19 protein-coding genes and 2 pseudogenes are annotated in these 25,938 nt (G+C 70.0%); 16 read left to right on the top strand and 5 right to left on the bottom strand.

Features of this window, described 5'->3' with window-relative positions:
• The first annotated feature begins 28 nt into the window (after window positions 1–28).
• The 4 genes from FGD71_RS05200 (at window position 29) to FGD71_RS05185 (ending at window position 7,638) form a co-directional block, all read left to right on the top strand.
• Window positions 29–1,057, top strand: coding sequence for a carbohydrate kinase family protein (locus tag FGD71_RS05200; protein ID WP_119099183.1), 1,029 nt, complete (start codon window positions 29–31; stop codon window positions 1,055–1,057).
• Window positions 1,054–3,966 carry a glycoside hydrolase family 2 TIM barrel-domain containing protein gene (locus FGD71_RS05195; RefSeq protein WP_119099182.1) on the top strand — a complete coding sequence of 971 codons (2,913 nt, stop codon included), beginning with the start codon at window positions 1,054–1,056 and terminating at the stop codon, window positions 3,964–3,966. Before FGD71_RS05200 ends, FGD71_RS05195 begins: the two co-directional genes overlap by 4 nt.
• 89 nt (window positions 3,967–4,055) lie before the next feature.
• Window positions 4,056–5,900: a LamG-like jellyroll fold domain-containing protein gene (locus FGD71_RS05190; RefSeq protein ID WP_119099181.1), complete on the top strand. Its 1,845-nt coding sequence runs from the start codon at window positions 4,056–4,058 to the stop codon at window positions 5,898–5,900.
• A 70-nt stretch (window positions 5,901–5,970) separates the two neighbouring features.
• A complete protein-coding gene (locus FGD71_RS05185; protein ID WP_119099180.1) occupies window positions 5,971–7,638 on the top strand; it encodes a PHP domain-containing protein in 1,668 nt (555 codons plus the stop codon).
• Between the two features lie 105 nt (window positions 7,639–7,743).
• Here FGD71_RS05185 and FGD71_RS05180 read toward each other — a convergent pair whose 3' ends face one another.
• Genes FGD71_RS05180 through FGD71_RS05165 form a run of 4 tightly spaced genes read right to left on the bottom strand, consistent with a single transcriptional unit; the run spans window position 7,744 to window position 11,558 of the window.
• On the bottom strand, window positions 7,744–8,199 hold the full coding sequence (locus tag FGD71_RS05180) for a MaoC family dehydratase (protein WP_119099179.1): 456 nt from the start codon (window positions 8,197–8,199) through the stop codon (window positions 7,744–7,746).
• 41 nt (window positions 8,200–8,240) lie between these two features.
• Window positions 8,241–9,743, bottom strand: a complete 1,503-nt coding sequence (menE, locus tag FGD71_RS05175) for an o-succinylbenzoate--CoA ligase (RefSeq protein ID WP_119099178.1) — start codon at window positions 9,741–9,743, stop codon at window positions 8,241–8,243.
• A gap of 10 nt (window positions 9,744–9,753) precedes the next feature.
• Window positions 9,754–10,638, bottom strand: a complete 885-nt coding sequence (locus FGD71_RS05170) for an amidohydrolase family protein (protein WP_119099177.1) — start codon at window positions 10,636–10,638, stop codon at window positions 9,754–9,756.
• A gap of 2 nt (window positions 10,639–10,640) precedes the next feature.
• Window positions 10,641–11,558: an SDR family NAD(P)-dependent oxidoreductase gene (locus FGD71_RS05165; RefSeq protein ID WP_119099176.1), complete on the bottom strand. Its 918-nt coding sequence runs from the start codon at window positions 11,556–11,558 to the stop codon at window positions 10,641–10,643.
• Between the two features lie 263 nt (window positions 11,559–11,821).
• On the opposite strand from FGD71_RS05165, the gene FGD71_RS05160 reads away from it, so the two are divergent.
• From FGD71_RS05160 to FGD71_RS05130, 7 genes and pseudogenes are all read left to right on the top strand, one after another.
• Complete coding sequence (locus FGD71_RS05160; protein ID WP_119099175.1) at window positions 11,822–12,247, top strand: MarR family winged helix-turn-helix transcriptional regulator; 426 nt, start codon at window positions 11,822–11,824, stop codon at window positions 12,245–12,247.
• On the top strand, window positions 12,247–13,014 hold the full coding sequence (locus FGD71_RS05155; protein ID WP_119099174.1) for an IclR family transcriptional regulator: 768 nt from the start codon (window positions 12,247–12,249) through the stop codon (window positions 13,012–13,014). The genes FGD71_RS05160 and FGD71_RS05155 overlap by 1 nt, the downstream gene beginning before the upstream one ends.
• Window positions 13,015–13,057: 43 nt before the next feature.
• Window positions 13,058–13,216 carry an MMPL family transporter gene (locus FGD71_RS05150; protein ID WP_162931034.1) on the top strand — a complete coding sequence of 53 codons (159 nt, stop codon included), beginning with the start codon at window positions 13,058–13,060 and terminating at the stop codon, window positions 13,214–13,216.
• 72 nt (window positions 13,217–13,288) lie between these two features.
• A pseudogene (locus tag FGD71_RS05145) lies at window positions 13,289–13,519 on the top strand (MMPL family transporter); the annotation flags it as partial.
• A gap of 421 nt (window positions 13,520–13,940) precedes the next feature.
• Window positions 13,941–14,888 (top strand): annotated as a pseudogene (locus FGD71_RS05140) (glycoside hydrolase family 16 protein); the annotation flags it as partial.
• Window positions 14,889–15,152: 264 nt separating this feature from the next.
• A complete protein-coding gene (locus FGD71_RS05135; RefSeq protein ID WP_240436400.1) occupies window positions 15,153–15,713 on the top strand; it encodes a DoxX family protein in 561 nt (186 codons plus the stop codon).
• A gap of 1,176 nt (window positions 15,714–16,889) precedes the next feature.
• Entirely contained in the window at window positions 16,890–18,284 is a 1,395-nt protein-coding gene (locus tag FGD71_RS05130; protein WP_119099171.1) for a glycoside hydrolase family 16 protein, read from the top strand.
• A gap of 54 nt (window positions 18,285–18,338) precedes the next feature.
• Here FGD71_RS05130 and FGD71_RS05125 read toward each other — a convergent pair whose 3' ends face one another.
• Window positions 18,339–19,226, bottom strand: coding sequence for a helix-turn-helix domain-containing protein (locus FGD71_RS05125; RefSeq protein WP_119099170.1), 888 nt, complete (start codon window positions 19,224–19,226; stop codon window positions 18,339–18,341).
• 146 nt (window positions 19,227–19,372) lie between these two features.
• On the opposite strand from FGD71_RS05125, the gene tkt reads away from it, so the two are divergent.
• From tkt to FGD71_RS05100, 5 genes are all read left to right on the top strand, one after another.
• A complete protein-coding gene (gene tkt / locus FGD71_RS05120) occupies window positions 19,373–21,448 on the top strand; it encodes a transketolase (protein WP_119099169.1) in 2,076 nt (691 codons plus the stop codon).
• Window positions 21,449–21,467: 19 nt separating this feature from the next.
• The gene (gene tal / locus FGD71_RS05115; protein ID WP_119099211.1) at window positions 21,468–22,637 is read left to right on the top strand and encodes a transaldolase; all 1,170 of its coding nucleotides are present in this window, start codon (window positions 21,468–21,470) and stop codon (window positions 22,635–22,637) included.
• Complete coding sequence (gene zwf, locus FGD71_RS05110) at window positions 22,634–24,277, top strand: glucose-6-phosphate dehydrogenase (RefSeq protein WP_240436399.1); 1,644 nt, start codon at window positions 22,634–22,636, stop codon at window positions 24,275–24,277. The genes tal and zwf overlap by 4 nt, the downstream gene beginning before the upstream one ends.
• The gene (gene opcA, locus FGD71_RS05105; protein WP_119099168.1) at window positions 24,274–25,206 is read left to right on the top strand and encodes a glucose-6-phosphate dehydrogenase assembly protein OpcA; all 933 of its coding nucleotides are present in this window, start codon (window positions 24,274–24,276) and stop codon (window positions 25,204–25,206) included. The genes zwf and opcA overlap by 4 nt, the downstream gene beginning before the upstream one ends.
• The coding region (locus FGD71_RS05100; RefSeq protein WP_478129863.1) for a glucose-6-phosphate isomerase at window positions 25,199–25,938 on the top strand (740 nt) is incomplete at its 3' end. The genes opcA and FGD71_RS05100, both read left to right, overlap by 8 nt.

Raw genomic sequence — 25,938 nt, 5'->3', positions numbered from 1 at the left:
TGAAGACTTTTGACGAGAGGATGTGCTCGTGGGTGACGAACGGCCCGATGTCCTGCTGACCGGGCTGCTCTTCTACGACCTCGTCCTGACCGGTCTGGGCAAACCGCCGACTCCAGGCGAGGAGATCTGGACCGAAGGTATGGGCGCGGGCCCGGGCGGGATCGCGAACCTGGCCGTGGCGGCTGCCCGGTACGGCCTGAAAACCTCCCTGGCCACGGTCTTCGGGGACGACTACTACGGCGCCCACCTCCGTGACGTCCTCGCGAACCAGGAGCACATCGACCTCTCGCTCTCGCGTACCGCGGACGGCTGGCACACCCCGGTCACCGTCGCGCTCGCCTACGGCCACGACCGGGCCCTGATCACCCACGGCCAGGAACCGCCCCTGACGCAGGACGCGCTGATGGGCGACCCGCCCGAAGCGCGCACCGCCCTCGTGCACATCGAGGCCGAGCCCCGCGCATGGCTGGCCAAGGCGGCGGCGAACGGCACGCAGATCTACGCGGACGTGGGCTGGGACCCCACCCAGCAGTGGTCCTCGGACCTCCTCGACCAGCTGTCCCTGTGCCACGCCTTCCTCCCCAACGAGACCGAGGCGACCGCCTACACCCGCACCGACACCGCGGCCGCCGCGCTCGGCAAGCTCTCCGACCTGGTGCCGGTGGCCGTGGTCACGCGCGGACCCGACGGTGCGGTCGCCGTCGACCAGACGACGGGCGAGCACGCCGATGTGCCCGCCCTCGACATCGACGTCCTGGACGCGACGGGAGCCGGAGACGTCTTCGGCGCCAGTTTCGTCGCGGCCTCGCTCGGCGGCTGGCCGCTCGAGGAACGGCTGCGCTTCGCGGTCCTGGCCGCCGGGCTCTCCGTACGGCGGCACGGCGGGGCCCTCGCCGCGCCCGGCTGGTACGGCATCCACCAGTGGTGGCACGCCCTCGAGGATCCCGGGCTGCGGCGGACGTACGGCTTCCTTGCCGACCGCATGCCGATGGACCCGGGCCCGCCGACCCGCCACGCCCCCGTGACTCCACCCGCACCCGGAGCCGTCCGCCGATGAGACGCGATCCCCTGCTCGCCCTGCGCCCCTGGGAGTCACCCGAGGTGACCTCCTGGAGGCGGCTGCCGATGAACGCCGTGGACCGCCGGGACGGCGCGCTGTCCCTGGACGGCTCCTGGCACTTCCAGTTGGTGCCCGCTCCGGGCGCCTCCTCGGGCGAGTGGACGCGGATCGAGGTCCCCGGCGCCTGGACCACGCAGGACGTGGGCGACCTGCCGCAGTACACCAACTTCCGTATGCCCTGGGACGACTTCCCGCCCTCCTCACCCGCCACGAACCCGACGGGCGTGTACGAGCGTTCCGTGGTCATACCCGCCGACTGGGCCGGCCGCCGGATCGTGCTCCAGGTGGGCGCCGCCGAGAGCGTGCTGCTCGTCCACGTGAACGGCACGCCGGTCGGCATCTCCAAGGACTCCCACCTCGCGGCCGAGTTCGACCTGTCCGCCGTGGTACGCCCCGGGGATCCCGCCACCGTCCGGCTCACCGTCATCAAGTGGTCGGACGCCTCGCACATCGAGGACCAGGACCAGTGGTGGCACGGCGGGATCACGCGCTCGGTGCTGCTGTACGCGACCGATCCGCTGCATCTCGCCGATGTGACCGTACGGGCGCGGCAGAACGGGAAGCTGTGGGTCGACTGCCAGGTGCGGAACACCGCGGGCGCGCTGCCCGAGGGCTGGTACGCCACCGGGGCGCTGGACGGCCGGCTGCTCGCGCAGGACGCCGAGTTCGACCGCCTGAACGCCGACGACCTGCGCGTGTCCGACTTCCTCGGCGAGGTCCGGCTGTCGACGACCGTGCGCGACGTGCGCCCGTGGACCGCCGAGACCCCCGAGCTGTACGAGCTGACCGTACGGCTGCACCGCGCCGACGGTTCGGTAGCCGACACCTCGTCCCACCGGGTCGGCTTCCGGGACGTGGAGATACGCGGCCGGGACCTGCTCGTCAACGGCGCGCGTGTCTTCATCCGCGGCGTGAACCGGCACGACTTCCACCCGCTGACCGGACGCACGGTCTCGGCGGACGACATGCGCGCGGACCTGGTCGTCCTGAAGCGCTTCGGCTTCAACGCGATCCGCACGGCGCACTACCCGAACGATCCCACCCTCCTCGACCTGGCCGATGAACTGGGCTTCTACGTCGTCGACGAGGCGAACATCGAGTCGCACGACCACGCCCACGAGATCGCCGACGACCCCCGGTATCTGGGGGCCTTCGTGGACCGGGTCTCGCGCATGGTGCTGCGGGACAAGAACCACCCGTCCGTCGTCATCTGGTCACTGGGCAACGAGTCGGACTACGGCGCGAACCACGACGCGGCGGCGGGCTGGGTCCGCCGCCACGACCCCACCCGTCCCCTGCAGTACGAGGGTGCGGCCAAACTGGACTGGGCGGATCCGTCGCCGGCCTCCGACATCGCCTGCCCGATGTACGCGCCGATCGAGGAATGCATCGTGCACGCCCTGTCCGGAGAGCAGACCAAGCCGCTCATCCAGTGCGAGTACTCGCACGCCATGGGCAACAGCAACGGGACACTGGCCGACCACTGGGCGGCCATCGAGTCCATCCCAGGACTTCAGGGCGGCTTCATCTGGGAGTTCTGGGACCACGGCATTCTCCAGCGGGTGAGCGACGGAAGACCGGCCGGGCGCCCGGGCGCCGGGCTGTACGACAACGGCGTCACCGCGCCCGGCCACCGCTGGGCGTACGGCGGCGACTTCGGGGACAGCCCGAACGACGGGGTGTTCTGCGCGGACGGGATGGTGTTCCCGGACCGGACGCCGAAACCGGCGATGTACGAACATCGGGAGATCGCGGCACCGGTGCGGCTGAGGTACCGCCAAGGGGTGTTCCTGGTCCAGAACCGGCAGCACTTCCGGGGGCTGGACTGGCTCGCCGCCGAGTGGATTCTCGTGCGCGCGGACGGCAGAACGCACACCGCGACGGCCGCACTGCCCGACGTACCGCCGGGCGGGTCGGAGACGATTCCGATGCCGTTCCCGCTCCCCGAGGGCGAGTCCTGGCTGACGCTGCGGGTGACGACGGCCGACGACGAACCGTGGGCACCGCGCGGCACGGATGTGTGTCTGCCGCAGGTACGGCTGAGTACGGGAGCCACCCGGGTGCCCGAGCCGGTGGCCGGTCCGCCCGTGGAGGTGGACGAGGACGGGCTGCTGCTCCACCCGCTCCTCACCTCACCCCCCGTCCTCTCGCTGTGGCGCGCCCCCACGGACAACGACGAACTCGGCGGCATCGCTGCCCGCTGGCGCGACTGGGGGCTCGACGCGCTGGTCCGCAAGGTCGTGGACGTACAGCGCGAGGGTGCCCGGGTGACCGTGATCGCCGAGTACGCGACCGGTGCCGGGACCGTCCACCACGAGCAGGTGATCACACGGATCGCCGGCGGCCTGCGGATCGAGGAGACGGCCGAGCTGCCGGAGGAGCTGGACGACGCGGCGCGGGTCGGCACGGTCTTCGAGACGGTCGCCGGGCTCGATGTCCTGGACTGGTACGGGCAAGGCCCCTGGGAGTCGTATCCGGACCGGAGCGCGGGTCCGCCCGTCGGGCACCACTCCCTCCCGGTGGACGAGCTGTTCACGCCGTATCTGCGGCCGCAGGAGAGCGGCGGGCGGCACGGTGTACGCCGGTTCACGCTGTCGGCGCCGGACGCCACGGGACTGACCGTGGAACTCGGCGCGCCGAGCCAGGTCTCGGTCACCCGGTACCGCGCCGAGGACCTGGCCGCCGCCACCCACCACGACGAGCTGGTGCCGCGGCCCGGCTGCGTCGTGCATCTGGACGCCGCGCACCGCGGCCTGGGCACCGCCTCCTGCGGGCCCGACACCTCGCCCCAGTACCTCGTCGCGCCGGGCACCCACCGCTGGTCCTGGACCCTGCGCGTGCTCTGACCCCTGGTAACGGATCCCTATCTAGGCACCCCCCTCCTCAGCACCCCCTTGGCACCCCCCTTCTACGCATCCCCCTTTACGGAGCAGAAGTGTGCAATTTGCATGAGCACGACCAGGCCGAGGCCGAGCAGGCGGGCGCCGGCAGACGGAACTTCCTGCGGGCGACGGCGCTGATCGGCGCGGCCGCGGCAACGATGGCGCTGCCGACGGCCACGGCGCAGGCGGCGCCGGAGTCGACGACATGGAGCCCCGACCCCGACAGCCACCGCTTCACGCTCGTCGTGATGCCCGACACGCAGTACCTCTTCGACGGGCCGAGCATCAACCCCGCCCCGATCGAGGCGTCGCTGCGCTACATCCTGGAGCAGGGGGAGGACGAGAACATCGTCTTCCTCTCCCACCTGGGAGACCTCACCGAGAACGGCGCGCAGGCCGAAATGGCCGCGGCGGGCAAGGCGTTCGAGCTGCTCGATCAGCAAGGTGTGGGTTACAGCGTGCTCGCGGGCAACCACGACGTCCGGTCGTCCACCGACGATCAGCGGGGCCCGACCCCGTATCTGGAGACCTTCGGCCCGCAGCGGTTCAAGAGCAAGCCGACCTTCGGCGGTGCCTCGCCCGACGGCTACAACACCTTCCACCTCTTCAAGGCGGGCGGCCGGCAGTGGCTCGTCCTCGCCCTGGACTGGCGGCTGTCGGCGCAGGGGTACGCATGGGCCAAGGACGTCATCGCGCGGCACCCGAAGACACCGGTCATCCTCACCACCCATGAACTGCTCTACGAGGACGACACGCTCTCCGCTTACGGCCAGCAGCTCTGGGACCAGCTGCTCGAGGAGCACGACCAGATCTTCCTCACCCTCAACGGGCACAACTGGCCGGCCGGACGCGCCGTCCGCAAGAACGCGGCCGGGAACGACGTCCACCTGCACCTGACGAACTATCAGAACCGCTACTACGGCGGCGCGGCGATGATCCGCCTCTACCGCTTCGACCTCGACCGCGACACCATCGACGTCGAGACGATCTCCCCGTGGATCCTGGGCCGGGCTGCCGACGGGCTCAACGAACTGGAGCGGCAGGAGATCGAGCTGACCGGTCCCGAGGACCGTTTCTCGGTCGCCATCGACTTCGAGAAGCGCTTCTCCGGCTTCGCCCCGATACCTCCGCGGGCGCCTCGGCCCGCCTCCGAGATGCTGGTCCCGGGGACGGTCGCGTACTGGCGTTTCGACGGGCACAAGGACGGCGCGGCCGTGGACGGCACGGTCCGTGACCTGTCGGGGCGCGGCAACGACCTGACCGTGGTCAGGGTCCAGAACGGCTCCCTCACGTGGTCGTCGGCACACCACCCCGACCAGCCGTGCCATGGCAGCCTCTCCTTCCACGGCACCAAGTCGCCGCTGCGGGGCGCCTATCTGCGGACGGCCGAGAACGCGCCGCTCAACTCGGCGACCTTCCGCGCCGGTTACACCTTCGAGGCCTTCTACCAGCTGCCCGACGACTGGGATCCGTCCCGCAACGCCTGGGCCGGGCTGATCAGCCGGACCGGTACGGGCGGGGCCGCGGGCAAGACGGAAAGCGACCCGGACGAGCCGCTCGCCACCCTGTCGCTGTCCGACGGCCCCGGCCCGCAGTGGGCGGTGCGACCGCTCAACCAGGAGGGCATCGCCACCAACTGGGGTGATGAGACGGCCCGGGAGCTGTGGTGGCACGTCGCCGTCGTCAATGACGGCTCGCACACGACGATGTACGTCCAGGGCTGCCCCGTCGCCCGCAACCCCACCGCGGTCTCCATCGGACTCACCTCGCTCGGTCTGCCGTGGCTGCTCGGCGGCTACGAGTACGCCGGGAAGATCGACCAGATCCTGCACGGGCGGCTCGGCGACGTCCGGATCGTCGAGCGGGCACTGCCGGTCTCGGCGTTCATGAACCACTGAGAACCCCTCAAAAGCCCCACCACCCCCCATGCTCGATGCGTGTCCGACTCCTTGAGAAAGAGATCACCCCATGTCCGAGCAACAGCTGCCCAGTTGGGCGGATCCGTCCGTCTCCCCCGCCGCCCTCGATCCGCAGGGCCTCTCCAGACGTCAGCTCATGCGCCGTGCGGGCCTGTTCGGCGCCGCGTTCGCGGCCGGTTCCCTCGCGACTCCCGCGGCCGCGCAGACCCCCCTGCTGGGCGGCGAGGACCCGCGGCTCGCCTACCTCGTCGGCGACCACCACGTCCACACCGTCTACAGCCACGACGCCAAGTACCGTTTCGACCAGCTCGCCCAAGCCGGCGCCCAGTACGGCCTGGACTGGATGGTGTTCAACGAGCACTCCAACTTCGGGCACGCGAAGTACGGGGCGCAGCTGGAGCACGAGGAAATCCTCAAGGCGCGCGCCGCCAACCCGCGCCAGCTGATTTTCCAGGGCCTGGAGTGGTACATCCCGGGCGCCGAGCACTGCACGGTCTTCGCCGCGCCGGGCCCGCACGAGGTCGACGTCCTCACGCAGTTCGAGCTCGCCTACGACGGCAAGCTGCTGGGCTACGCGGCGGGCGGTCCCACCCACCCCGACACTCCTCGCAACGAGGCGCACGCCGTCAAGGCCATCCAGTGGCTCGCCGAACAGCGCCGCAGCGGCTACGTCGACGACGTGCTCGTCCTCGCCAACCACCCGCTGCGGCTGGGCATCGACTCACCGCACGAGATGCGGAACTGGCGGGACGCGGCCCCCGAGATCATGATCGGCGTGGAGGGCGCGCCCGGCGCCCAGGGCGGCGGCATCCCCGGCTGGCGCGGTCCGACCTCGATCCGCGGCGAGTACGAGAACAAGCCCTCGGAGAACTCCTGGCCCGGCTACCCGGCGGACGCGTACGTCACGTACGGCGGCTTCGACTGGATGACGGCCACCGTCGGAGGCCTGTGGGACGCCATGCTCGCCGAGGGCAAGCTGTTCACGATCACCACCAACTCCGATGTGCACCGGGTGGTGTTCGACACCTGGAAGAACGGTGACTGGCTGCCCGGCCAGAACTTCGACAACACCGGCCGGCTCCCCGACCCCGTGAACACGACCGAGCCGCAGCCGGGCGGCGACTTCTGGCCCGGCCAGTTCAGCCGCACCCACGTGGGCGTGAACCGCTACGGCTACCGCGCGGTGATGGCGGGACTGCGCGCGGGCCGGGTCTGGCTCGACCACGGGCATCTGCTGGACGGTCTCGAGGTACGGCTGAAGCGGGACAGCGACGGCGGCAGGGGCGTCACGCTGGGCGGCCGGCTGCGGGTGCGCCCCGGGGAGAAGCTGACCCTGAGCGTGACCGTGACCAGCGCCTCGCGGGCCAACCCGCACGGCATCCTGCCCGAACTCGCCCATGTCGACGTGATCCGCGGCGCGGTGCGCGGTCCGGCGGCCGACCGCGACGAGTGGCGCGCGCCCGACACGAAGGTCGTGCACACGACGGACGTGTCCGGCCGCGAGGGAACGTACACCCTGCGCATCCCGCTGGTCGCGGGCGACGAGTCCTTCTACGTGCGGCTGCGCGGCAGCGACGGCAACCGCAACGGAGCGGGGTACCTCGGTGCGTCCGTCGACCCGCACGGTCCGATTCCCCACGAGCCCGGCAACGGCGACCCGTGGGTGGACACGTGGTTCTACTCGAACCCGGTGTTCGTGAACGTTGAGGGCGCCTGAGTGCCCCTTTTAGTCCGCGGGGGCTGAGCGCCCCTTTGGGGGCGCGGGGAACTGCGCGACCAGCCACAGCCGGCCCGCAGCTTCGACCGCGCCCCAGCGGAGCGATCAGGCGTAGAACCGCGACAAGCTCTGCAGCACTGCCGCAGGCTTGGCACCGCCCTCGACCTCGATCGTGCCGTCCACCGTGATCTGCACACCACCCGGCACGTCCTCGACCTCCGCCAGCTTCCCGACCAGCCGGATCCTCGACCCGACCTTCACCGGCGAGGGGAACCGCACCTTGTTCAGGCCGTAGTTGACCTTCGTGGTGACGCCCTGGACGTCCAGCAGCTCGGTGAACAGCGGAATGAACAGCGAGAGAGTCAGGTACCCGTGCGCGATGGGCGCACCGAAGGGGCCCTCGGCCGCCTTCTCGGGGTCGACGTGGATCCACTGGTGGTCACCCGTGGCGTCGGCGAACGTATTGATGCGCTCCTGCGTGACGTCGATCCACTCGCTGGTGCCGAGGTCGCTCCCGGCGAGCTTCTTGAGTTCGTCGATGCCGTTCACGGTGATGCTCATTTGGCTTCCTTACAACAGAATATGAGTGAGTTGACGGAGAGTCAGCGATTTCCGTAGCGCTTGCGCACCCGGGACTTGAGGAGCTTCCCGGAGGCGGTGCGTGGCAGTTCGTCCGCGAGCACCACCGACTTCGGGATCTTGTACTTGGCCAGGCGTCCGGCCAGGGACGCGAGAATCTCGTCCGGGTCGAGTGCCACGTCCTCACGGGGCACGACGACCGCACGCGGCACTTCGCCCCACTTCTCGTCGGGCACGCCGATCACCGCGCACTCGATGATGTCCGGGTGGGCGAGGAGCTGGTCCTCGATCTCGGCGGGATAGATGTTCTCGCCACCGGAGATGATCATGTCCTTCATGCGGTCGACGATGTAGACGTAACCGTCCTCGTCGATCCGCGCGGCGTCCCCGCTGCGGAACCAGCCGTCGCTGAACGAGGCGGCGCTCTCGTCGGGCAGACCCCAGTAGCCGGGCATGACGTGCGGTCCGCGTACGACGACCTCGCCGGTCTCGCCGACTTCGACCGGCGCCAGGTCGGGCCGCACGACGCGTACGTCACTGAAGAAGTGCGGCACACCCGCCGAGCCGGCCTTGCTGACCGCGTGTTCGGCGTCGAGGAAGAGCGTGCCGGGCGCGGCCTCGGTCATGCCGTAGCCCTGGAGGAAAGTGAGCCCGCGTTCCTGGAACTTGGCGATGAGCGGGGTCGGTACCGGGGAGCCGCCGCAGCTCAGCATGCGCAGCGAGGACAGGTCGGCACCGGCCCAGCGCTCGTGCCGCGCGACCTGCTCGAACATCGTCGGCACGCCGAACATGAAGGTGATCCGGTGCCGTTCGATCAGATCGAACGTGGCGGCCGGGTCGAAGGCCTCGACCAGGACGCAGGTGCCGCCCTTGAGCAGCACGGGCAGGGTGAGCATGTTCAGCCCGGCCGTGTGGAACAGGGGGGCGGAGACCAGGGCACGTTCGTCGGTGATCAGGTCCTGGTCGACGAGGACGTTGAACGCGTTCCAGGTCAGGTTTCCGTGGGTGAGCATCGCACCCTTCGGGCGGCCCGTCGTCCCCGAGGTGTACATGATGATGCAGGTGTCGTCGGCGGTGACGGGTTCGTCGATCGGCTCGGCGGACGCCTCAGCGATCAACTCGTCGTACTCGGCCCCGACTTCGACGTACGAGCGCACGTCGGTGCTGCCCGGCAGGCCGGCGACGATTCCGGACAGCGAGGGCGCGTAGACGAGTGCCCTGGCCCCCGAGTCCGCGAGCTGGTAGGCGATCTCGGGCCCGGCGAGGCGGGTGTTGAGGGGGACGAAGACAGCCCCGAGCGTGCCCGCCGCGAACAGTGTCTCCAGGTACGAGGGGTGGTTCGGGCCGAGGTAGGCGACCCGGTCACCGCGTCGCACACCGCCCGCGCGCAGGGCGTGGGCGAGGCGCGTGGTGCGCTCGTACAGCTCGGCGTACGAGACTTCGGTGTCATGGTGGATCAGGGCGGTGCGGTGGGGCGTCTTGCGGGCCCGGCGCGCGGGCCACGATCCCAGTCCCTCATTGCGCATCGGTGGCCTCTTACTCCGTCGTCAGTCCGAGCAGCCGAGCCGCGTTCTCCTTGAGGATCTTCGGCTTGACCTCGTCCTTGATGGTGAGCTTCTCGAAGTCGGCGAGCCAGCGGTCCGGGGTGAGGACCGGGTAGTCGGAGCCGAACAGCACCTTGTCCTTGAGCAGCGTGTTCGCGTACTGCACGAGCTGCGGCGGGAAGTACTTCGGCGACCAGCCGGACAGATCGATGTGGACGCCGGGCTTGTGGGTGGCGACCGCGAGGGCCTCGTCCTGCCAGGGGAAGGAGGGGTGCGCCAGGATGATCTTCAGATGCGGGAAGTCCGCGGCGACGTCGTCCACGTGCAGGGGGTTCGAGTACTTCAGCCGGATTCCGCCGCCGCCCGGGACGCCGGCTCCGATTCCGGTCTGGCCGGTGTGGAAGAGGGCGATGGTGCCGGTCTCCTCGATCACCTCGTACAGGTCGTACGCGATCGAGCGGTCGTTGGGGAAGAAGCCCTGGACGCTGGGGTGGAACTTGAAGCCCTTGACCCCGTACTCCTCGACCAGGCGGCGGGCCTGCTTGACGCCGGCCTTGCCGCGGAAGGGGTCGATGGAGGCGAAGGGGATGAGCACGTCCGGGTTGGCGGCCGCGGCCTCGGCGACCTCCTCGTTCGGGACGGGCTCGGTACCGGTCGCCGACTCGGCGTCCACGGTGAAGATGACGGCGGCCATCTTCCGCTCGCGGTAGTACGCGGCCGTCTCCTCCAGGGTCGGCTTGCGCTTCCCCTCGACCTTGAAATAGGCGCTGGAGGCGTCGTGGAGGTCGTCGTCCAGGGACGAGTGGCCCTTGGAGGAGACCTCGGCATGCGTGTGGACGTCGATCGCGACGAGTTCCTCGACGTTGAGGGTCGTCATGGTTACGCCTCCGGGAACTTCGGCGCGGGGATGCCCACGGTCTGCGGCTCGGCGCCCAGCGAGGTGGGCCAGGCCTCGGCGAGGGCATCGGGCGACCAGCCACCGTCAGCGTACGCCGCCTTGATCTCCTGCGGATGGGACCAGAGGGTCACCTTGTCGCCGCCGATGCCGATGGCCTGGCCGGTCACGCCGCGGGCGGCCTCGGACGCCAGGAACGGGATCAGCGCGGCGCAGTCCTCGGGGGTGCCGAAGCCCTCACCCTTGCGCAGGAAGTCCGGCAGCGGCTCGCCCTGGCGCATCGCCTCGATGTAGGGGGCGAAGGCCGGGATGGTCTCGGTCATCGCGGTGGCGGCCACGGGGACGATCGCGTTGACGGTGATGCCCGCGCGGCCCAGCTCCATCGACCACGTACGGGCCATGGCGGCGATGCCGGCCTTCGCGGCGGAGTAGTTCGTCTGGCCGAAGTTGCCGCGCTGCCCGGCCGGGGAGCCCACCAGGATGATGCTGCCGCCCTCGCCCTGCTCGCGCAGGCGCACCGCGGCGGCGCGGGCACAGGTGAAGGTGCCCTTCAGGTGGGTGGTGATCACCGCGTCGAAGTCCTCGTCGGACATCTTCCACAGGACCTTGTCGCGCAGGATGCCCGCGTTGGTGACCAGGATGTCGAGGCGCCCGAACTCTTCCACCGCACGGGTGACCAGGCGGTCCGCGGCCTCGGACGTACCGACCGCTACCACCTCGGCGACGGCCTTGCCGCCGGCCTGGGTGATGGACTTGACGGCCTGCTCGGCCACGGCTTCGTCGACGTCGTTGACGACCACGGAGGCGCCTACGGCAGCCAGAGCGTGCGCGTAGGCCAGGCCGAGGCCACGGCCACTGCCGGTGACGACGGCGACCTTGCCGGTGAGATCGATGCTGGGCACGAGGGGGTCCCTTCGAGAAGGAGCTGCGGCTACGAGATCGAAGCTAAGGACAATAATTGTCGACGTCAATAGTTGTTGCTCGCTCAGTTGTGCGTCATGCTGTCTCCCATAGGCAGGATCCGCCGTAGTACGCAGAACCGCGCCACGCAGGACCCCCGCAGTACGCAGGACCGCCCCGACCCGGGGCCTCGACCAGGGAGCCCGACATCACCGGCCAGCAGCACGCAACGAACCCCGACGCCATCGACGCGCAGGAGCCGTGGATGCGCGGGCTGCACGCGGACACCGGCTACCTGCTGTACCGGATCGGTCTGCGCTCGGGGCAGCTGTTCAACGCGTTCCTCCAGGAGTCGGGGCTGCGGCTGCGTCACTACGCGCTGCTGCGCTTCCTGGCCACCACCGAGGGCGCGCTGCAGCGGGAGCTGAGCACCCGGCTCGGGTACGACCCGAGCGCGATCGTCGGCCTGGTCGACGACCTGGAGAAGCTCGGCTTCGCCGCCCGCCGCCCGTCGCCCGACGACCGCCGCAGCCGGATCGTCGTCCTCACCGACGACGGCCGGGCATTCCTGCGTGACACCGACGAGGCGGGGCTGCGCGCGACAAGCACCCTGCTCCGCCCCCTCGACGCCACCGAGCGGGACACGCTGCACACGCTCCTGCAACGGATCGCCGAGACCGAACTCAGCTGATGACCGCACGCTCGGCGCCCGACCGCCTCCTCTCCGTGCTCGCCGCCTTCGATCACGACCACCCGGCGCTCTCCCTCACGGACATCAGCCGCCGGGCCGGGCTCTCCCTCACCACCGCCCATCGTCTTGTGAGCGCGCTCAGCCAATGGGGCGCCCTGGAGCGCGACGAGTCCGGGGTGTACCACGTGGGGCTGCGCCTGTGGGAGGTCGCCGCGCTCGCCCCGCGCGGCCTGGCCCTGCGGCAGATCGCGCTGCCGTATCTGGAGGACCTGTACGAGGCCACGCACGAGAACGTGCAGCTGGCGGTGCGCGACGGCTCCGAGGTCGTCTACATCGAGTGGATCTCCGGGCGCTCCGCTGTCGGCGTACGGATCCAGGTGGGCGCGCGCTGGCCGCTGCACGCGACCGGGGTGGGGCTCGCGCTGCTCGCGCACAGCGACGTCGCTTCGCAGGACGCGTACTGTGCGCAGCCGCTCGCCCGGTTCACCTCGCACACCATCACGGACCCGGCGACCCTGCGCCGCGTCCTCGCCGAAGTCCGGCGCTCCGGCGTCGCGGTGAGCAGCCGACAGGTCACCGAGGACGCGCTGTCGGTGGCCGCTCCGGTCAGAGGAGCGGACGGATCGGTCGTGGCCGCGGTCTCCGTCGTGGTGCCCCAACGCGACGCCCAGACCCCGGCGTTGATCCCGGCGGTGCGGCTCGCGGCGCGCGGCATCTCGCGGGCACTCGGCTGGCAGCCGGAGCCGGACAAGCCGCCGGGCGGCTGACGGGCGAGTGACGGGATACTGACCTGTCAGACGGATAGTCACTGTGCCCGACCCGTACACCACGCGCGGCCTCACCTCGGAGGACGGGCAGGCCCTGGTCATCCCCGTTACGCTGAAGGGCGGTCTCGACGACGACGCCGAGGAGAAGGCCGTGGACACGGCCGCTGACCGCGTCCACCGGACGTGGCGCAAGCCGAGTTGATCTCACTGCCGGTCGTCCTCGCCCTGCTGCTCGTCATCTTCGGCGGACTGCGCGCCGCCGGGCTGCCGCTGCAAGGCGGCAACCGATCTGGTCCAGCGTGTACGGGACGTACGCGGGGACGAGCCCGTCGAGGTCACCGGTGTGGCGGCCCGACTGGTCGACTTCCGCACGATGCTCGGCGACCGCGCGCCCTGGGCCGCCCTCACCGTGCTCGCCGGCATCTTCACACTGCTCAGCCTGGCCGCCGCGCTGGGAGTGGTGGTCCGGGTCTTCCAGGACGGTCATCTGGCGGGAGCGCTGGGCGGCCTGCGCCAGCTCCGGCCGCGTGGTCACCGGCACCTGACGCTGGCGGTCCTGATCGACGCGACCGTCGTCCGCATGCGGAGGAGGCTGCACCCGCTGAGCCCCAACTGACAGCCCGGTCCTGATCCCGGCCGGCGGCGCGCCATCCCAGGCATGCACCCAGCGAAAGCGTGAACACTTTCCCGGAAAGTGTTCACGCTTTTCGCAGCTGGTGTCCCGGCAGAGGGTGATGGGCCAACAGCGTCCCCTCGGACCCGGCCTTCGCGATCGTTCACCGCGTGAACTCCCCTTCCCCGCAAGTACTTTCTCGGCTTTACCTCTTGACGACTGGCGCCACGGAGAGCACATTGTCCGGCGCAGCTGTAATGAGAGCGCTCTCAGCGCACCCGCACCTCCCCCCACCCTCAGTGAAGAGGCACCCATGAGCGGAACTCACAGCAAACGCAAACCTCGTCGGCGTGTGCTCATCGCCGTCCTGAGCACACTGGGCCTGGCCGCGGGCGCCGCCGCGGCCGTCACCCTGCCCGCCAACGCGTCGCCGCCCCCTCCCCCGACGGGCTGGACAGAAGTGTTCGTCGACGACTTCAACGGCACCGCGGGCTCCGGCGTCGACACCGGCCACTGGCAGTACGCGACGGGCACCGGCTACCCGGGCGGGCCCGCCAACTGGGGCACGGGCGAGATCGAGACGATGACCGACAGCACGGACAACGTCGCCCTCGACGGCAACGGAAACCTGCGCATCACGCCACGCCGCGACGCCTCCGGGAACTGGACCTCGGGCCGCATCGAAACCAACCGCACCGACTTCCAGCCGCCCGCCGGAGGCAAGCTGCGCGTCGAGGGCCGGATCCAGGTGCCGAACGTCACCGGCGCCGCCGCCAAGGGCTACTGGCCCGCGTTCTGGATGCTGGGCGAGCCCTACCGCGGCAACTATCAGAACTGGCCGAGCGTCGGCGAGTTGGACATCATGGAGAACACCCAGGGCCAGAACACGGTGTTTGCCACGATGCACTGCGGCACCGCCCCGGGCGGCCCCTGCAACGAGAACACCGGCATCGGCGGATCCGCCCCGTGTCCCGGCACGGCATGCACGGCCGGATTCCACACGTACGCCGTGGAGTGGGACAGGTCGACCGGCACGGAAGAGATCCGCTTCTACGTCGACGACTCCAACTTCCATACGGTGCGGGAGAACCAGGTCGACGCGACGACTTGGGCCAACGCCACCGACCACGGCTTCTTCATCATCCTGAACGTCGCGATGGGCGGCGCCTTCCCGAACGCGCACGGCGGCGGCCCGGACAGCGGCACGGAACCCGGCCACCCGCTCGTGGTCGACTACGTCCAGGTTCTCCAGGCGGCCGGCTAGGTGATCGATTCCAAGGGATGAGCCGAGTGCATGGGACGAGGGTGTCCAACAGTCCAACGTCGGTGTGTGGAGACAGAGTTGGACACCCTCGCGACCCCCCTCGCCACCGACCCGGGCCTGGTTACCCCTTGGATTCGATCACCTAGGACGCACGTAATTTCCCCGCACAGTTCGCACCATGCTCGCCTTGAGCCGCGGACGAAGGGGAAGGATCACCTCCGCACATACCCCGAACGCACTTGCGGAGAGGCAGGTGGACGGATGTCCCTGGCGGAGCGGATGGGCGGCGAGGGCGGCGGCCCCAAGGCCATCGACGGCTTCGGCGATGCCCGGGTCGGTGGGGGGAACAGGACCTCGGCCGGGCGTCACGCGCTGCTGCCGCTACGGCTCTTCCTCGGCATCACCTTCGTCTACGCCGGTTTGGACAAGCTCACCGACTCCGCCTTCCTCGCCGGCAGCGGTGACGGCTCGCTCGCCTCGCTGCTGGAGAGCGTGCACCAGACGGCGGCCGTGCCCTGGCTGATCGACCTCGCGCTGAAGAGCCCGGAGGGTTTCGGCTATGCCATCGCGGCGGGCGAGATCGCCGTGGGAGCGGGGACGTTGCTGGGCCTGTGGCCCCGGCTGGCCGCATTCGGCGGGGGGCTGATCTCGCTCACCTTCTGGCTGACGGTCAGCTGGGAGACCGAGCACTACTACTACAGCAATGACCTTGCCTATCTGATGTCCTGGCTGCCGCTGCTGCTGTCGGGGGCGCCGACGTACTCGCTGCAATCGTTGCTGGCGGTGCGGCGACGGCGGAGGGGCCAGCAGATCTTTGGCTAGAGGACGTGGCTAGAACGAGCAGCCCTGCTCCAGGTAGTGGCGCGTGACGGCCTCCGTCGGGAGATGCGCGCGGAACTCGTAGCACCACATGGCTCCGTGTCAACCGTCCGTCGGCCATCGCGTCCTCCATCTGTCGTTCGACCTTCTCGGCGCCCGCTTCGAGTTCGGCCCGGCGGGCTTTTCCCGCCTGGGCGTCGCGCTCGCGCTGGAAGCGGTAACAGCCGTCCGGCTTCAGCTGCTTGGCAGTGACGGAGAACGTGGTCACCCGGAACTCATAGCAGTCCTTGCCCCCAGGTCCGGTGCCGCCATCCAGCCACGCGAGCGTGGTCAGCCGGCCGCTCGCGGTCTCGGTGTCCTGGATCCTGATGCCCGAGGTCTTCCACACCTGCGCGGTGCCCGCGCCCTCGACCCCGCCACGGGCCACCGCGGCCCGCAGTTCCACGATCACGTCGTCGGCGACCTCCGTCGGCTTCCGGTACGGCCAGGGCGAACGGTCGAGGCAGGACCGCGCGGGCACTTCGCGTACGGAGACGGAAGACGAACCGGCAGAGGGGACGGCCTCGAACCGGTAGCACCCGTCGGCGTCCCCGCTGCCGACGACCCCGGCACCCACGAAAGCCGACAGCCGCACGGTGACCGTGACGGTCCGGGCCTGACGCCGGACCTCGGGGCGCGGCTTCGCGTAGCCCACCACCGCCCGGTCGATCTCGGTACCGAGCAGGACGCCATCGGCGGCCGCCCGCGCCAGGGCGGCCCGCGTCCGGTCCACGCTCTCTTTCAGGTCGTCCCGCGCCTGGTTGCCGTAACGCCAGCCGCTCGTCCCGATCCACGCCATCACGCCAACGACCGCCACCAGGGAGAGCACCAGCATGGTCAGGCAACCATTGATCAGACATCCCCCGCGTCTCGCCACTCCGGCAGACTCCCCCAGCCGCCGACCCCGGGCACACCCCTTGTCCGATACGTGATGGAACAGACTCCGGACCATGGTCGAACCGGACCGTGGTCGAACGGGGCGTCCCTCCTTCAGAGTGTGAACTCCCCATTCCTCGGGGGGCTTTCGCTGCTTTACCTCTTGACGACCGGAGTGCCGAAGAGCACATTGGCCGCGCAGCTGTGATGAGAGCGCTCTCACAAACACCCGCGCACCTCCACTCCGTACCCGAAGAGGCACCCATGAGGGAAACTTCCGGCACACAAGTCAGACGCGGTAGACGCGGTCCGTTTCGGCGTACGCTCATCGCCCTCGTCAGCGTCCTGAGCCTGGCGGCGGCCGGGGCGCCGGCCGCCCAGGCGGACGCGCCCGCGCCGCCGGCCGGCTGGACCCAGGTCTTCGTCGACGACTTCAACGGCGCCGCGGGCACCGGCGTCAACACCTCGAACTGGCAGTACGCGACCGGCACCGGCTATCCCGGCGGCCCCGCCAACTGGGGTACCGGCGAAGTCGAGACGATGACCTCCAGTACCAACAACGTGGCGCTGGACGGCTCCGGGAACCTCCGGATCACCCCGCGGCGCGACGCCTCCGGCAACTGGACGTCGGGCCGCATCGAGACCAACCGCACCGACTTCCAGCCGCCTGCCGGAGGCAAACTGCGTGTCCAGTCCCGGATCCAGATGCCGAACGTGACGGGCGCCGCCGCCCGGGGCTACTGGCCGGCCTTCTGGATGCTGGGCGCGCCCTACCGCGGCAACTACCAGAACTGGCCGAGCGTCGGTGAACTGGACATCCTGGAGAACGTCCAGGGCGTCAACACCGTGTGGGCCACCATGCACTGCGGCACCAACCCTGGCGGTCCCTGTAACGAGACGACCGGCCTCGGCGGCTCCACCTCCTGCCCCGGCACGACCTGTCAGGCGGGCTTCCACACGTACAGCATGGAGTGGGACCGGTCGACGAGCCCTGAGGAGATCCGCTTCTACGTCGACGGCACCAACTACCACACCGTACGAGCGAACCAGGTCGACGCGACGACCTGGGCCAACGCCACCAACCACGGCTTCTTCATCATCCTGAACGTGGCGATGGGCGGCGCCTTTCCTGCCGCGTACGGCGGTGGCCCGGACAGCGCCACAGTGCCCGGCCACCCGCTCGTCGTCGACTACGTCCAGGTGCTGCAGGCCGGCGGGGGCGGCACCACACCTCCCCCGACCGGCAACCGTGACGCTTACAGCGCGATCCAGGCCGAGTCGCACGACGGCCAGAGCGGCGTGGGCACGGAGACGACCACCGACTCCGGCGGCGGCCAGAACATCGGCTCCCTCGCAGGCGGCGACTGGGCCCTCTACAAGGGCGTCAACTTCGGCTCTACACCCGCCAAGCAGTTCTACGCCCGCGTCGCCAGCGGTGCCCCCTCCGGCGTCAGCGGCCTGGTCGAGGTCCGCCTGGACAGCCGCACCAGCGCCCCGATCGGCAGTTTCTCGCTGGCCAACACCGGAGGCTGGCAGAGCTGGAAGACGGTCCCGGCGAACATCCGCGACGTCACCGGAACACACGACGTCTACCTGACCTTCACCAGCGGCCAGCCGGCGGAATTCGTGAACGTGAACTGGTTCAACTTCGGCCGCTGACCGAGGAGTTCGACCAAGACCAGCGAGAGGGGCGGGCCGGCCGGCCCGCCCCTCTCAATGCAACTCCGCCCGGAACGCCGCCGGGGTCGAGTCGGTGTGCTGGTGGAAGAACTTGGAGAAGTTCGCGGCGTCGGGGAAGCCGACGGCCGCGCCGACGCGTCCGATGGGCATGTCCGTGTGGGCGAGTAGACGCTTGGCCTCCAGGACGACCCGCTTGTCGATGAAGCCCTTGGGCGTCTCGCCCGTCGCGGCGCGCACCGCGCGGACCAGGGTGCGGCGGGAGTAGCCGAGGGCATCGGCGTACGCGCTGACGCTGTGATTGGTGGCGAAGCCGTTCTCGACCGCCTCCCGGAAACGCGTGAAGGCGGTGTCGGCCTGGTCGGGCCCCGGCCGCGCGGAACGCGCCGCGAGGTCGGCCAGCCGGAGGAGGAACGCGGTCAGGGAGTGCTGCAGCACCGCGGTGTGCACGCCCGGCGGCAGCGTCGTCGTGTCGACGTACTCGCGTTCCAGCTGTGCCAACGAGTGGTGGAGCGCGGTCAGTTCGTCCGGTTCCGGTCGCAGCAGCGGTGGCAGGTCGTAGCGGTAGAGGCCGGTCGCCTCCACGGTCGCGCGCGGGAGGAAGCCCGGCTGCATGGTCAGCACCGTCCCGCGATACCCGGCCGTCCGGGAGAAGCGGTGGACCTGGCCGGGGCGGATCCACAGCAGGTCGCCGGCCGAGACCTCGTACGCGGCGAAGTCGATCATGTGGTTCACCGGGCCGCCACTGAACAGCATCACGACATGGAAGTCGATGCGGTGCACGCGTTCCAGGGGCGCGTCCGTGTGCCAGGTGTGGCCGGGGCCCATCGGGCCGACCTGCATACCGACGCCGGAGAGGCTCTGGTCGACGGGGAAGGGGAAGGTCTTGATCCCGTCCCCGTCTTGCATGGATCTGTCTGCCATGTCCCTCTCGCGGCGGCTCGGCCCTGCGCTCCGTGTCCCACTTTCACCGAAGCCTGACACAGGCCTACCTTCCGCGTTAAAGGTCTGACTTTTAATTTTGAAGGCGTCCAGCCATCCATTTCTCCCTCACTGAGGACTTCTTGAAGATGAGTACGCGCTCACACGACGACCTCGAGTGGACCGACCTCGACCGGCGTGCCGTCGACACTGCCCGACTGCTGGCGGCCGACGCCGTACAGAAGGTCGGCAACGGCCACCCCGGTACCGCGATGAGCCTCGCCCCGGTCGCGTACACCCTCTTTCAGAAGGTGATGCGGCACGATCCGGCGGACCCCGAATGGACCGGCCGCGACCGCTTCGTCCTCTCCCCCGGCCACACCTCGCTGACCCTCTACACGCAGCTCTACCTCTCCGGGTACGAGTTGGAGCTGGACGATCTGAAGGCGTTCCGTACGCACGGCTCGAAGACGCCCGGCCATCCCGAGTACGGACACACCGCAGGCGTCGAGACCACGACCGGCCCCCTCGGCCAGGGCGTCGCCAACGCCGTGGGCATGGCGATGGCCGCCCGCTACGAGCGCGGCCTGTTCGACCCGGACGCCCCGGAGGGCGTGTCCCCCTTCGACCACACCATCTGGGCGATCGTCTCCGACGGCGACCTGGAGGAGGGCATCTCCGCCGAGGCCTCGTCCCTCGCGGGCCACCAGAAGCTCGGCAACCTCGTCTTCGTCTACGACGACAACCACATCTCCATCGAGGGCGACACGCAGACCGCGTTCTCCGAGGACGTCCTGAAGCGTTACGAGGCGTACGGCTGGCACGTCCAGCGGGTCGAGCCGGTGCTGGGCGGTGATGTCGACGTCCACGCGCTGTACGCGGCGCTCGTGGCGGCGCGGGCCGAGACCGAGCGCCCCTCGATCATCGCGATGCGCACGATCATCGCCTGGCCCGCGCCGAACGCGCAGAACACCGAGGCCTCGCACGGCTCGGCGCTCGGCGCGGACGAGATCGCGGCCACCAAGCGGCTGCTGGCATTCGACCCGGAGAAGACCTTCGAGGTCACGGGCGAGGTCCTGAACCACACCCGTGAGGCCCTCGACCGCGGCGCCGAAGCGCACGCCGCCTGGGACAAGCGGCTCGACAAGTGGCGCGGCGCCCATCCGGAGCGCGCCCAGCTCTTCGACCGCGTCGTGGCAGGTCAGCTGCCCGAGGGCTGGGAGCGGGCCCTGCCGGTGTTCGAGGCGGGCACGTCCGTCGCCACGCGCGCCGCGTCCGGCAAGGTCCTCCAGGCGCTGGGCGGGGTGATCCCCGAGCTGTGGGGCGGCTCCGCCGACCTCGCGGGTTCCAACAACACGACCATCGACAAGACGAGTTCGTTCCTGCCGAAGGGCAACCCCCTGCCGGAGGCCGACCCTTACGGCCGCACCATCCACTTCGGCATCCGAGAGCACTCCATGGCCGCGGAGATGAACGGCATCGCGCTGCACGGCAACACCCGCGTCTACGGCGGCACGTTCCTCGTCTTCTCGGACTACATGCGCAACGCGGTACGCCTGTCCGCGCTGATGCAGCTCCCGGTGACGTACGTGTGGACCCATGACTCCATCGGCCTGGGCGAGGACGGGCCCACCCACCAGCCCGTCGAGCACCTCGCCTCGCTGCGCGCCATCCCAGGCCTGAACATCGTCCGCCCGGCCGACGCCAACGAGACGGCGGTCGCCTGGGCCGAGATCCTGCGGCGGCACGCCACCGCCCCGGCCCCGCACGGCCTTGCTCTCACGCGTCAGGGCGTGCCGACGTACGAGGCCAACCCCGAGGCGGCAAGGGGTGGTTACGTCCTGCGGGACGCCTCCACCGAGACCCCGGACGTCATCCTCATCGCCACCGGTTCCGAGGTGCGGCTCGCCGTCGCGGCGCGTGAGCGGCTGGAGGAAGAGGGCGTGGGCACCCGGGTGGTGTCGATGCCGTCCGTGGAGTGGTTCGAGGAACAGTCCCCGGAGTACCGGGCGAGCGTGCTGCCGCCGGCCGTGAAGGCCCGTGTGGCCGTCGAGGCCGGAATCGGTCTGACCTGGTACCGGTATGTCGGTGACGCCGGACGCATCGTCTCGCTGGAGCACTTCGGCGCCTCCGCCGACGCGAAGACCCTGTTCACCGAGTACGGCTTCACCGCCGAGAACGTCGCATCCGCCGCCCGGGAATCACTCGCCGCCGCGCGTGGTTGACCCGATCGCCAGAAAGAAGATGATCACTGTGACTGACATATCCGCACCCGTAGAGCCCCTCAAGTCCCTTTCCGACGAAGGCGTTTCCATCTGGCTGGACGATCTGTCACGCACGCGGATCACGTCCGGCAACCTCGCCGAACTGATCGAGAAGCGGAACGTGGTGGGTGTCACCACCAACCCGTCGATCTTCCAGTCCGCGATCGGCTCCGGCGAGGGCTACGAGGAGCAGCTCGCCGAACTCGCCGTACGCGGCGTGACGGTCGACGAGGCCGTCCGGATGATGACGACCGCCGACGTCCGCGCCGCCGCCGACATCCTGCGGCCCGTGTACGACGCGACCGGCGGCCGCGACGGCCGTGTCTCCATCGAGGTCGACCCCCGCCTCGCGCACCGGACCGCGGCCACGGTCGCCGAGGCCAAGCAGCTCGCCTGGCTGGTGGACCGGCCCAATGTGATGATCAAGATCCCGGCGACCGAGGCGGGTCTCCCCGCGATCACCGAGGTCATCGGCCTCGGCATCAGCGTCAACGTGACGCTGATCTTCTCGCTGGAGCGCTACCGCGAGGTCATGGACGCCTACCTGGCCGGTCTGGAGAAGGCGCGGGCCGCGGGCCTCGATCTCTCCGCCATCCACTCCGTCGCCTCCTTCTTCGTGTCGCGCGTCGACAGCGAGGTCGACAAGCGGCTCGCGAAGCTCGGCTCGGACGAGGCTCTCGCGCTCAGGGGCAGGGCGGCGCTCGCCAACGCCCGCCTGGCCTATGAGGCGTACGAGGACGTGTTCGGCTCCGCCGGCAATTCGACACAGTCCTCCGACCGCTGGACCACGCTCGCCCCGTCCGGCGCCCACCGCCAGCGCCCCCTGTGGGCCTCGACGGGCGTCAAGGACCCGGCGTACAAGGACACGCTGTACGTCGACGAGCTGGTCGCGCCCGGCACGGTCAACACCATGCCGGAGGCCACGCTGACCGCCACCGCCGACCACGGCGACATCCGCGGCGACACGGTGAGCGGCGGCTACGCCCAGGCGCATGCCGACCTGGACGCCATCGAGCGGCTCGGCATCGCCTACGACGAGGTCGTGCGGCAGCTGGAGGACGAGGGCGTCGCCAAGTTCGAGGCCGCGTGGGGCGATCTGCTGGACGCCGTCGCGGCCTCGCTGAGCGGCAAGGGAGTCGTGGCGGAATGAGCAAGAGCGACACGTCTGTCGAGGCGCTCGTCGAAGCGCTCACGGCACAGAGGGCATCCACCGCGGGCGTCGCCGCCGAAGCGCCGGTCGCGCTGCCGGCAGCGGGCACCCCGGCCGATGACTGGACCAACCCCCTGCGTGATCCCCGCGACCGCCGTCTCCCCCGGATCGCCGGCCCCTCCGGGCTCGTGATCTTCGGCGTCACCGGCGACCTGGCCCGCAAGAAGCTGATGCCGGCCGTCTACGACCTGGCCAACCGCGGTCTGCTCCCGCCGGGCTTCTCGCTCCTCGGGTTCGCCCGCCGCGAATGGGAGGACCAGGACTTCGCGCAGGTGGTGCACGACGCGGTGCGCGAGCACGCCCGTACGGATTTCCGCGAGGAGGTCTGGCAGCAGCTCGCCGAGGGCATGCGATTCATCCCGGGGGACTTCGACGACGACAACGCGTTCGAGCAACTGCGCGCGGCCGTCAAGGAGTTGGACGCCTCCCGGGGCACCAGCGGCAACTACGCCTTCTACCTCTCCGTACCGCCGAAGTTCTTCCCGAAGGTCGTCCAGCAGCTGAAGAGGCACGGGCTCGCGGACGCTCCGGAGGGCTCGTGGCGGCGCGCCGTCATCGAGAAGCCGTTCGGCCACGACCTGGCGAGCGCGCGCGAGCTCAACGCGATCGTGCACGAGGTGTTCGACCCGGACCAGGTGTTCCGCATCGACCACTACCTCGGCAAGGAGACCGTTCAGAACATTCTGGCGCTCCGCTTCGCCAACCAGATGTACGAACCCATCTGGAACCGGTCGTACGTCGACCACGTGCAGATCACCATGGCCGAGGACATCGGCATCGGCGGCCGGGCCGGGTACTACGACGGCATCGGCTCGGCCCGGGACGTCATCCAGAACCACCTGCTCCAGCTGATGGCCCTGACCGCGATGGAGGAGCCCGCCGCCTTCGACGCCGAGTCCCTGCTGGCCGAGAAGCTGAAGGTCCTCAAGGCCGTCAGGGTCCCGGACGACCTGGGCCGGCACACCGTCCGCGGGCAGTACGCCGAGGGCTGGCAGGGCGGCAGGCAGGTGCGCGGCTACCTCCAGGAGGACGGCATCGACCCGGCCTCCACGACCGACACCTACGCCGCGGTCAAGCTGGAGGTCGACAACCGCCGCTGGGCCGGTGTCCCCTTCTATCTGAGGACCGGAAAGCGCCTCGGCCGCCGCGTCACGGAGATCGCCGTCGTCTTCCACCGTGCCCCGCACTCCCCCTTCGACTCGACCGCCACGGAGGAGCTGGGCGCGAACGCCATCGTCATCCGCGTCCAGCCCGACGAGGGCATGACGGTGCGCTTCGGCTCGAAGGTGCCGGGTACGTCGATGGAGATCCGGGACGTCACGATGGACTTCGCTTACGGCGAGTCCTTCACCGAGTCCAGCCCCGAGGCGTACGAACGCCTCATCCTGGATGTGCTGCTCGGTGACGCCAACCTCTTCCCGCGCCACAGGGAAGTGGAGGAGTCCTGGAGGATCCTCGACCCGGTCGAGAACTACTGGGACTCCCACGGCAGGCCCGCGCAGTACGCCTCGGGCAGCTGGGGACCCGGGGAAGCCGACGAGATGCTCGCACGAGACGGACGGAGCTGGCGCAGGCCATGAAGATCGACCTGACCGACACCACGGCAAGCAAGATCAACAAGTCCCTGGTGGAGGGCCGCCGCGCCATCGGCACACCCGCCGTGGGCATGGTCCTGACGATGGTCATCGTGACGGACGAGGAGAACGCGTACGACTCGATCAAGGCGGCCGAGGAAGCCTCGCACGAGCACCCCTCGCGCACGCTCGTCGTCATCAGGCGCGTCTCCCGTTCGCCCCGTGACCGGACGAACTCACGCCTCGACGCCGAGGTCCGGGTCGGCGCGGACTCGGGCACCGGCGAGACGGTGGTGCTCCGGCTGTACGGGGAGGTCGGGGACCACGCCGACTCGGTGGTCCTCCCCCTGCTGCTGCCGGACGCGCCCGTCGTCGTCTGGTGGCCCGTGGACGCCCCCGAGTTCCCCGCCAAGGACCCGCTGGGGGCGTTGGCCCAGCGCAGGATCACCGACATGTACGCCGTGGAGCAGCCTCTCCGCGCGCTGGAGGCCCGCGTCGCCTCGTACACGCCCGGCGACACCGACCTCGCCTGGACCCGGCTGACACCGTGGCGCTCGATACTGGCCGCGGCTCTCGACCAGGCGCGCGCGAAGGTGATCTCGGCCGCCGTCGAGAGCGAGGCCGAGAACCCGAGCGCCGAGCTGCTTGCCCGCTGGCTGGGCGCCCGGCTCGGCGTACCGGTCGAGCGTGTCGTCACCGCCGGACCGGTGGTGACGGCCGTACAGCTCGGCGCGGAGAACGGCGCGCTCCGGATCGACCGCCCCGAGGGCCCGCTGGCCACCCTCTCTCTGCCCGGCCAGCCCCCGCGCACCCTCGCGTTGAAGGTCCGCAGCACCTCCGAGCTGATCGCCGAGGAGCTGCGCCGCCTCGACGCGGACGAGATGTACGCCGTCGCCCTGCGCGCCGACGGCGAGGAAGGGACCAGCCGTGCCTGACACGCCCAGGCTCATCCGCCGCCCCGAGTGGACAGCGCTGGAGGACCACCGCGCGGACAGCATGCTCCACCCTCAGCTGCGCGACCTGTTCGCCACGGACCCCGGGCGCGCGGAGCGCTACACCGTCCGCGCCGGCGATCTGCGCATCGACTACTCCAAGCATCTGATCAACGACGAGACGCTCGCCCTGCTCCAGGAACTCGCCGCCGCGACCGATGTGTTCGGGTTGCGCGACGCCATGTTCCGCGGCGAGAAGATCAACACGACCGAGGACCGGGCCGTGCTGCACACCGCGCTGCGCGCCGCGCGTGACGCGGTCGTCGAGGTCGACGGCGAGAACGTCGTGCCGGCGGTGCACGCCGTGCTCGACAAGATGAGCGCCTTCGCCGAGAAGGTCCGCTCCGGTGAGTGGACCGGCCACACGGGCAGGCGGATCCGCACGGTGGTCAACATCGGCATCGGCGGCTCGGACCTGGGCCCCGCGATGGCGTACGAGGCGCTGCGCTCCTTCACCGACCGCGAGCTGACGGTCCGCTTCGTCTCCAATGTGGACGGCGCCGATCTGCACGAGGCGGTACGGGATCTGGACGCGGCCGAGACGCTGTTCATCATCGCCTCGAAGACCTTCACCACCATCGAGACGATCACCAACGCGACGTCGGCGCGGGACTGGCTGCTGTCCGAGCTGAAGGCCGGCCCGGACGCCGTCGCGGCGCACTTCGTGGCCCTGTC

The organism is Streptomyces sporangiiformans, assembly GCF_005768555.2.
Taxonomy (GTDB): Bacteria; Actinomycetota; Actinomycetes; order Streptomycetales; family Streptomycetaceae; genus Streptomyces; species Streptomyces sporangiiformans.
This window is presented reverse-complemented; position numbering and strand designations above follow the sequence as displayed.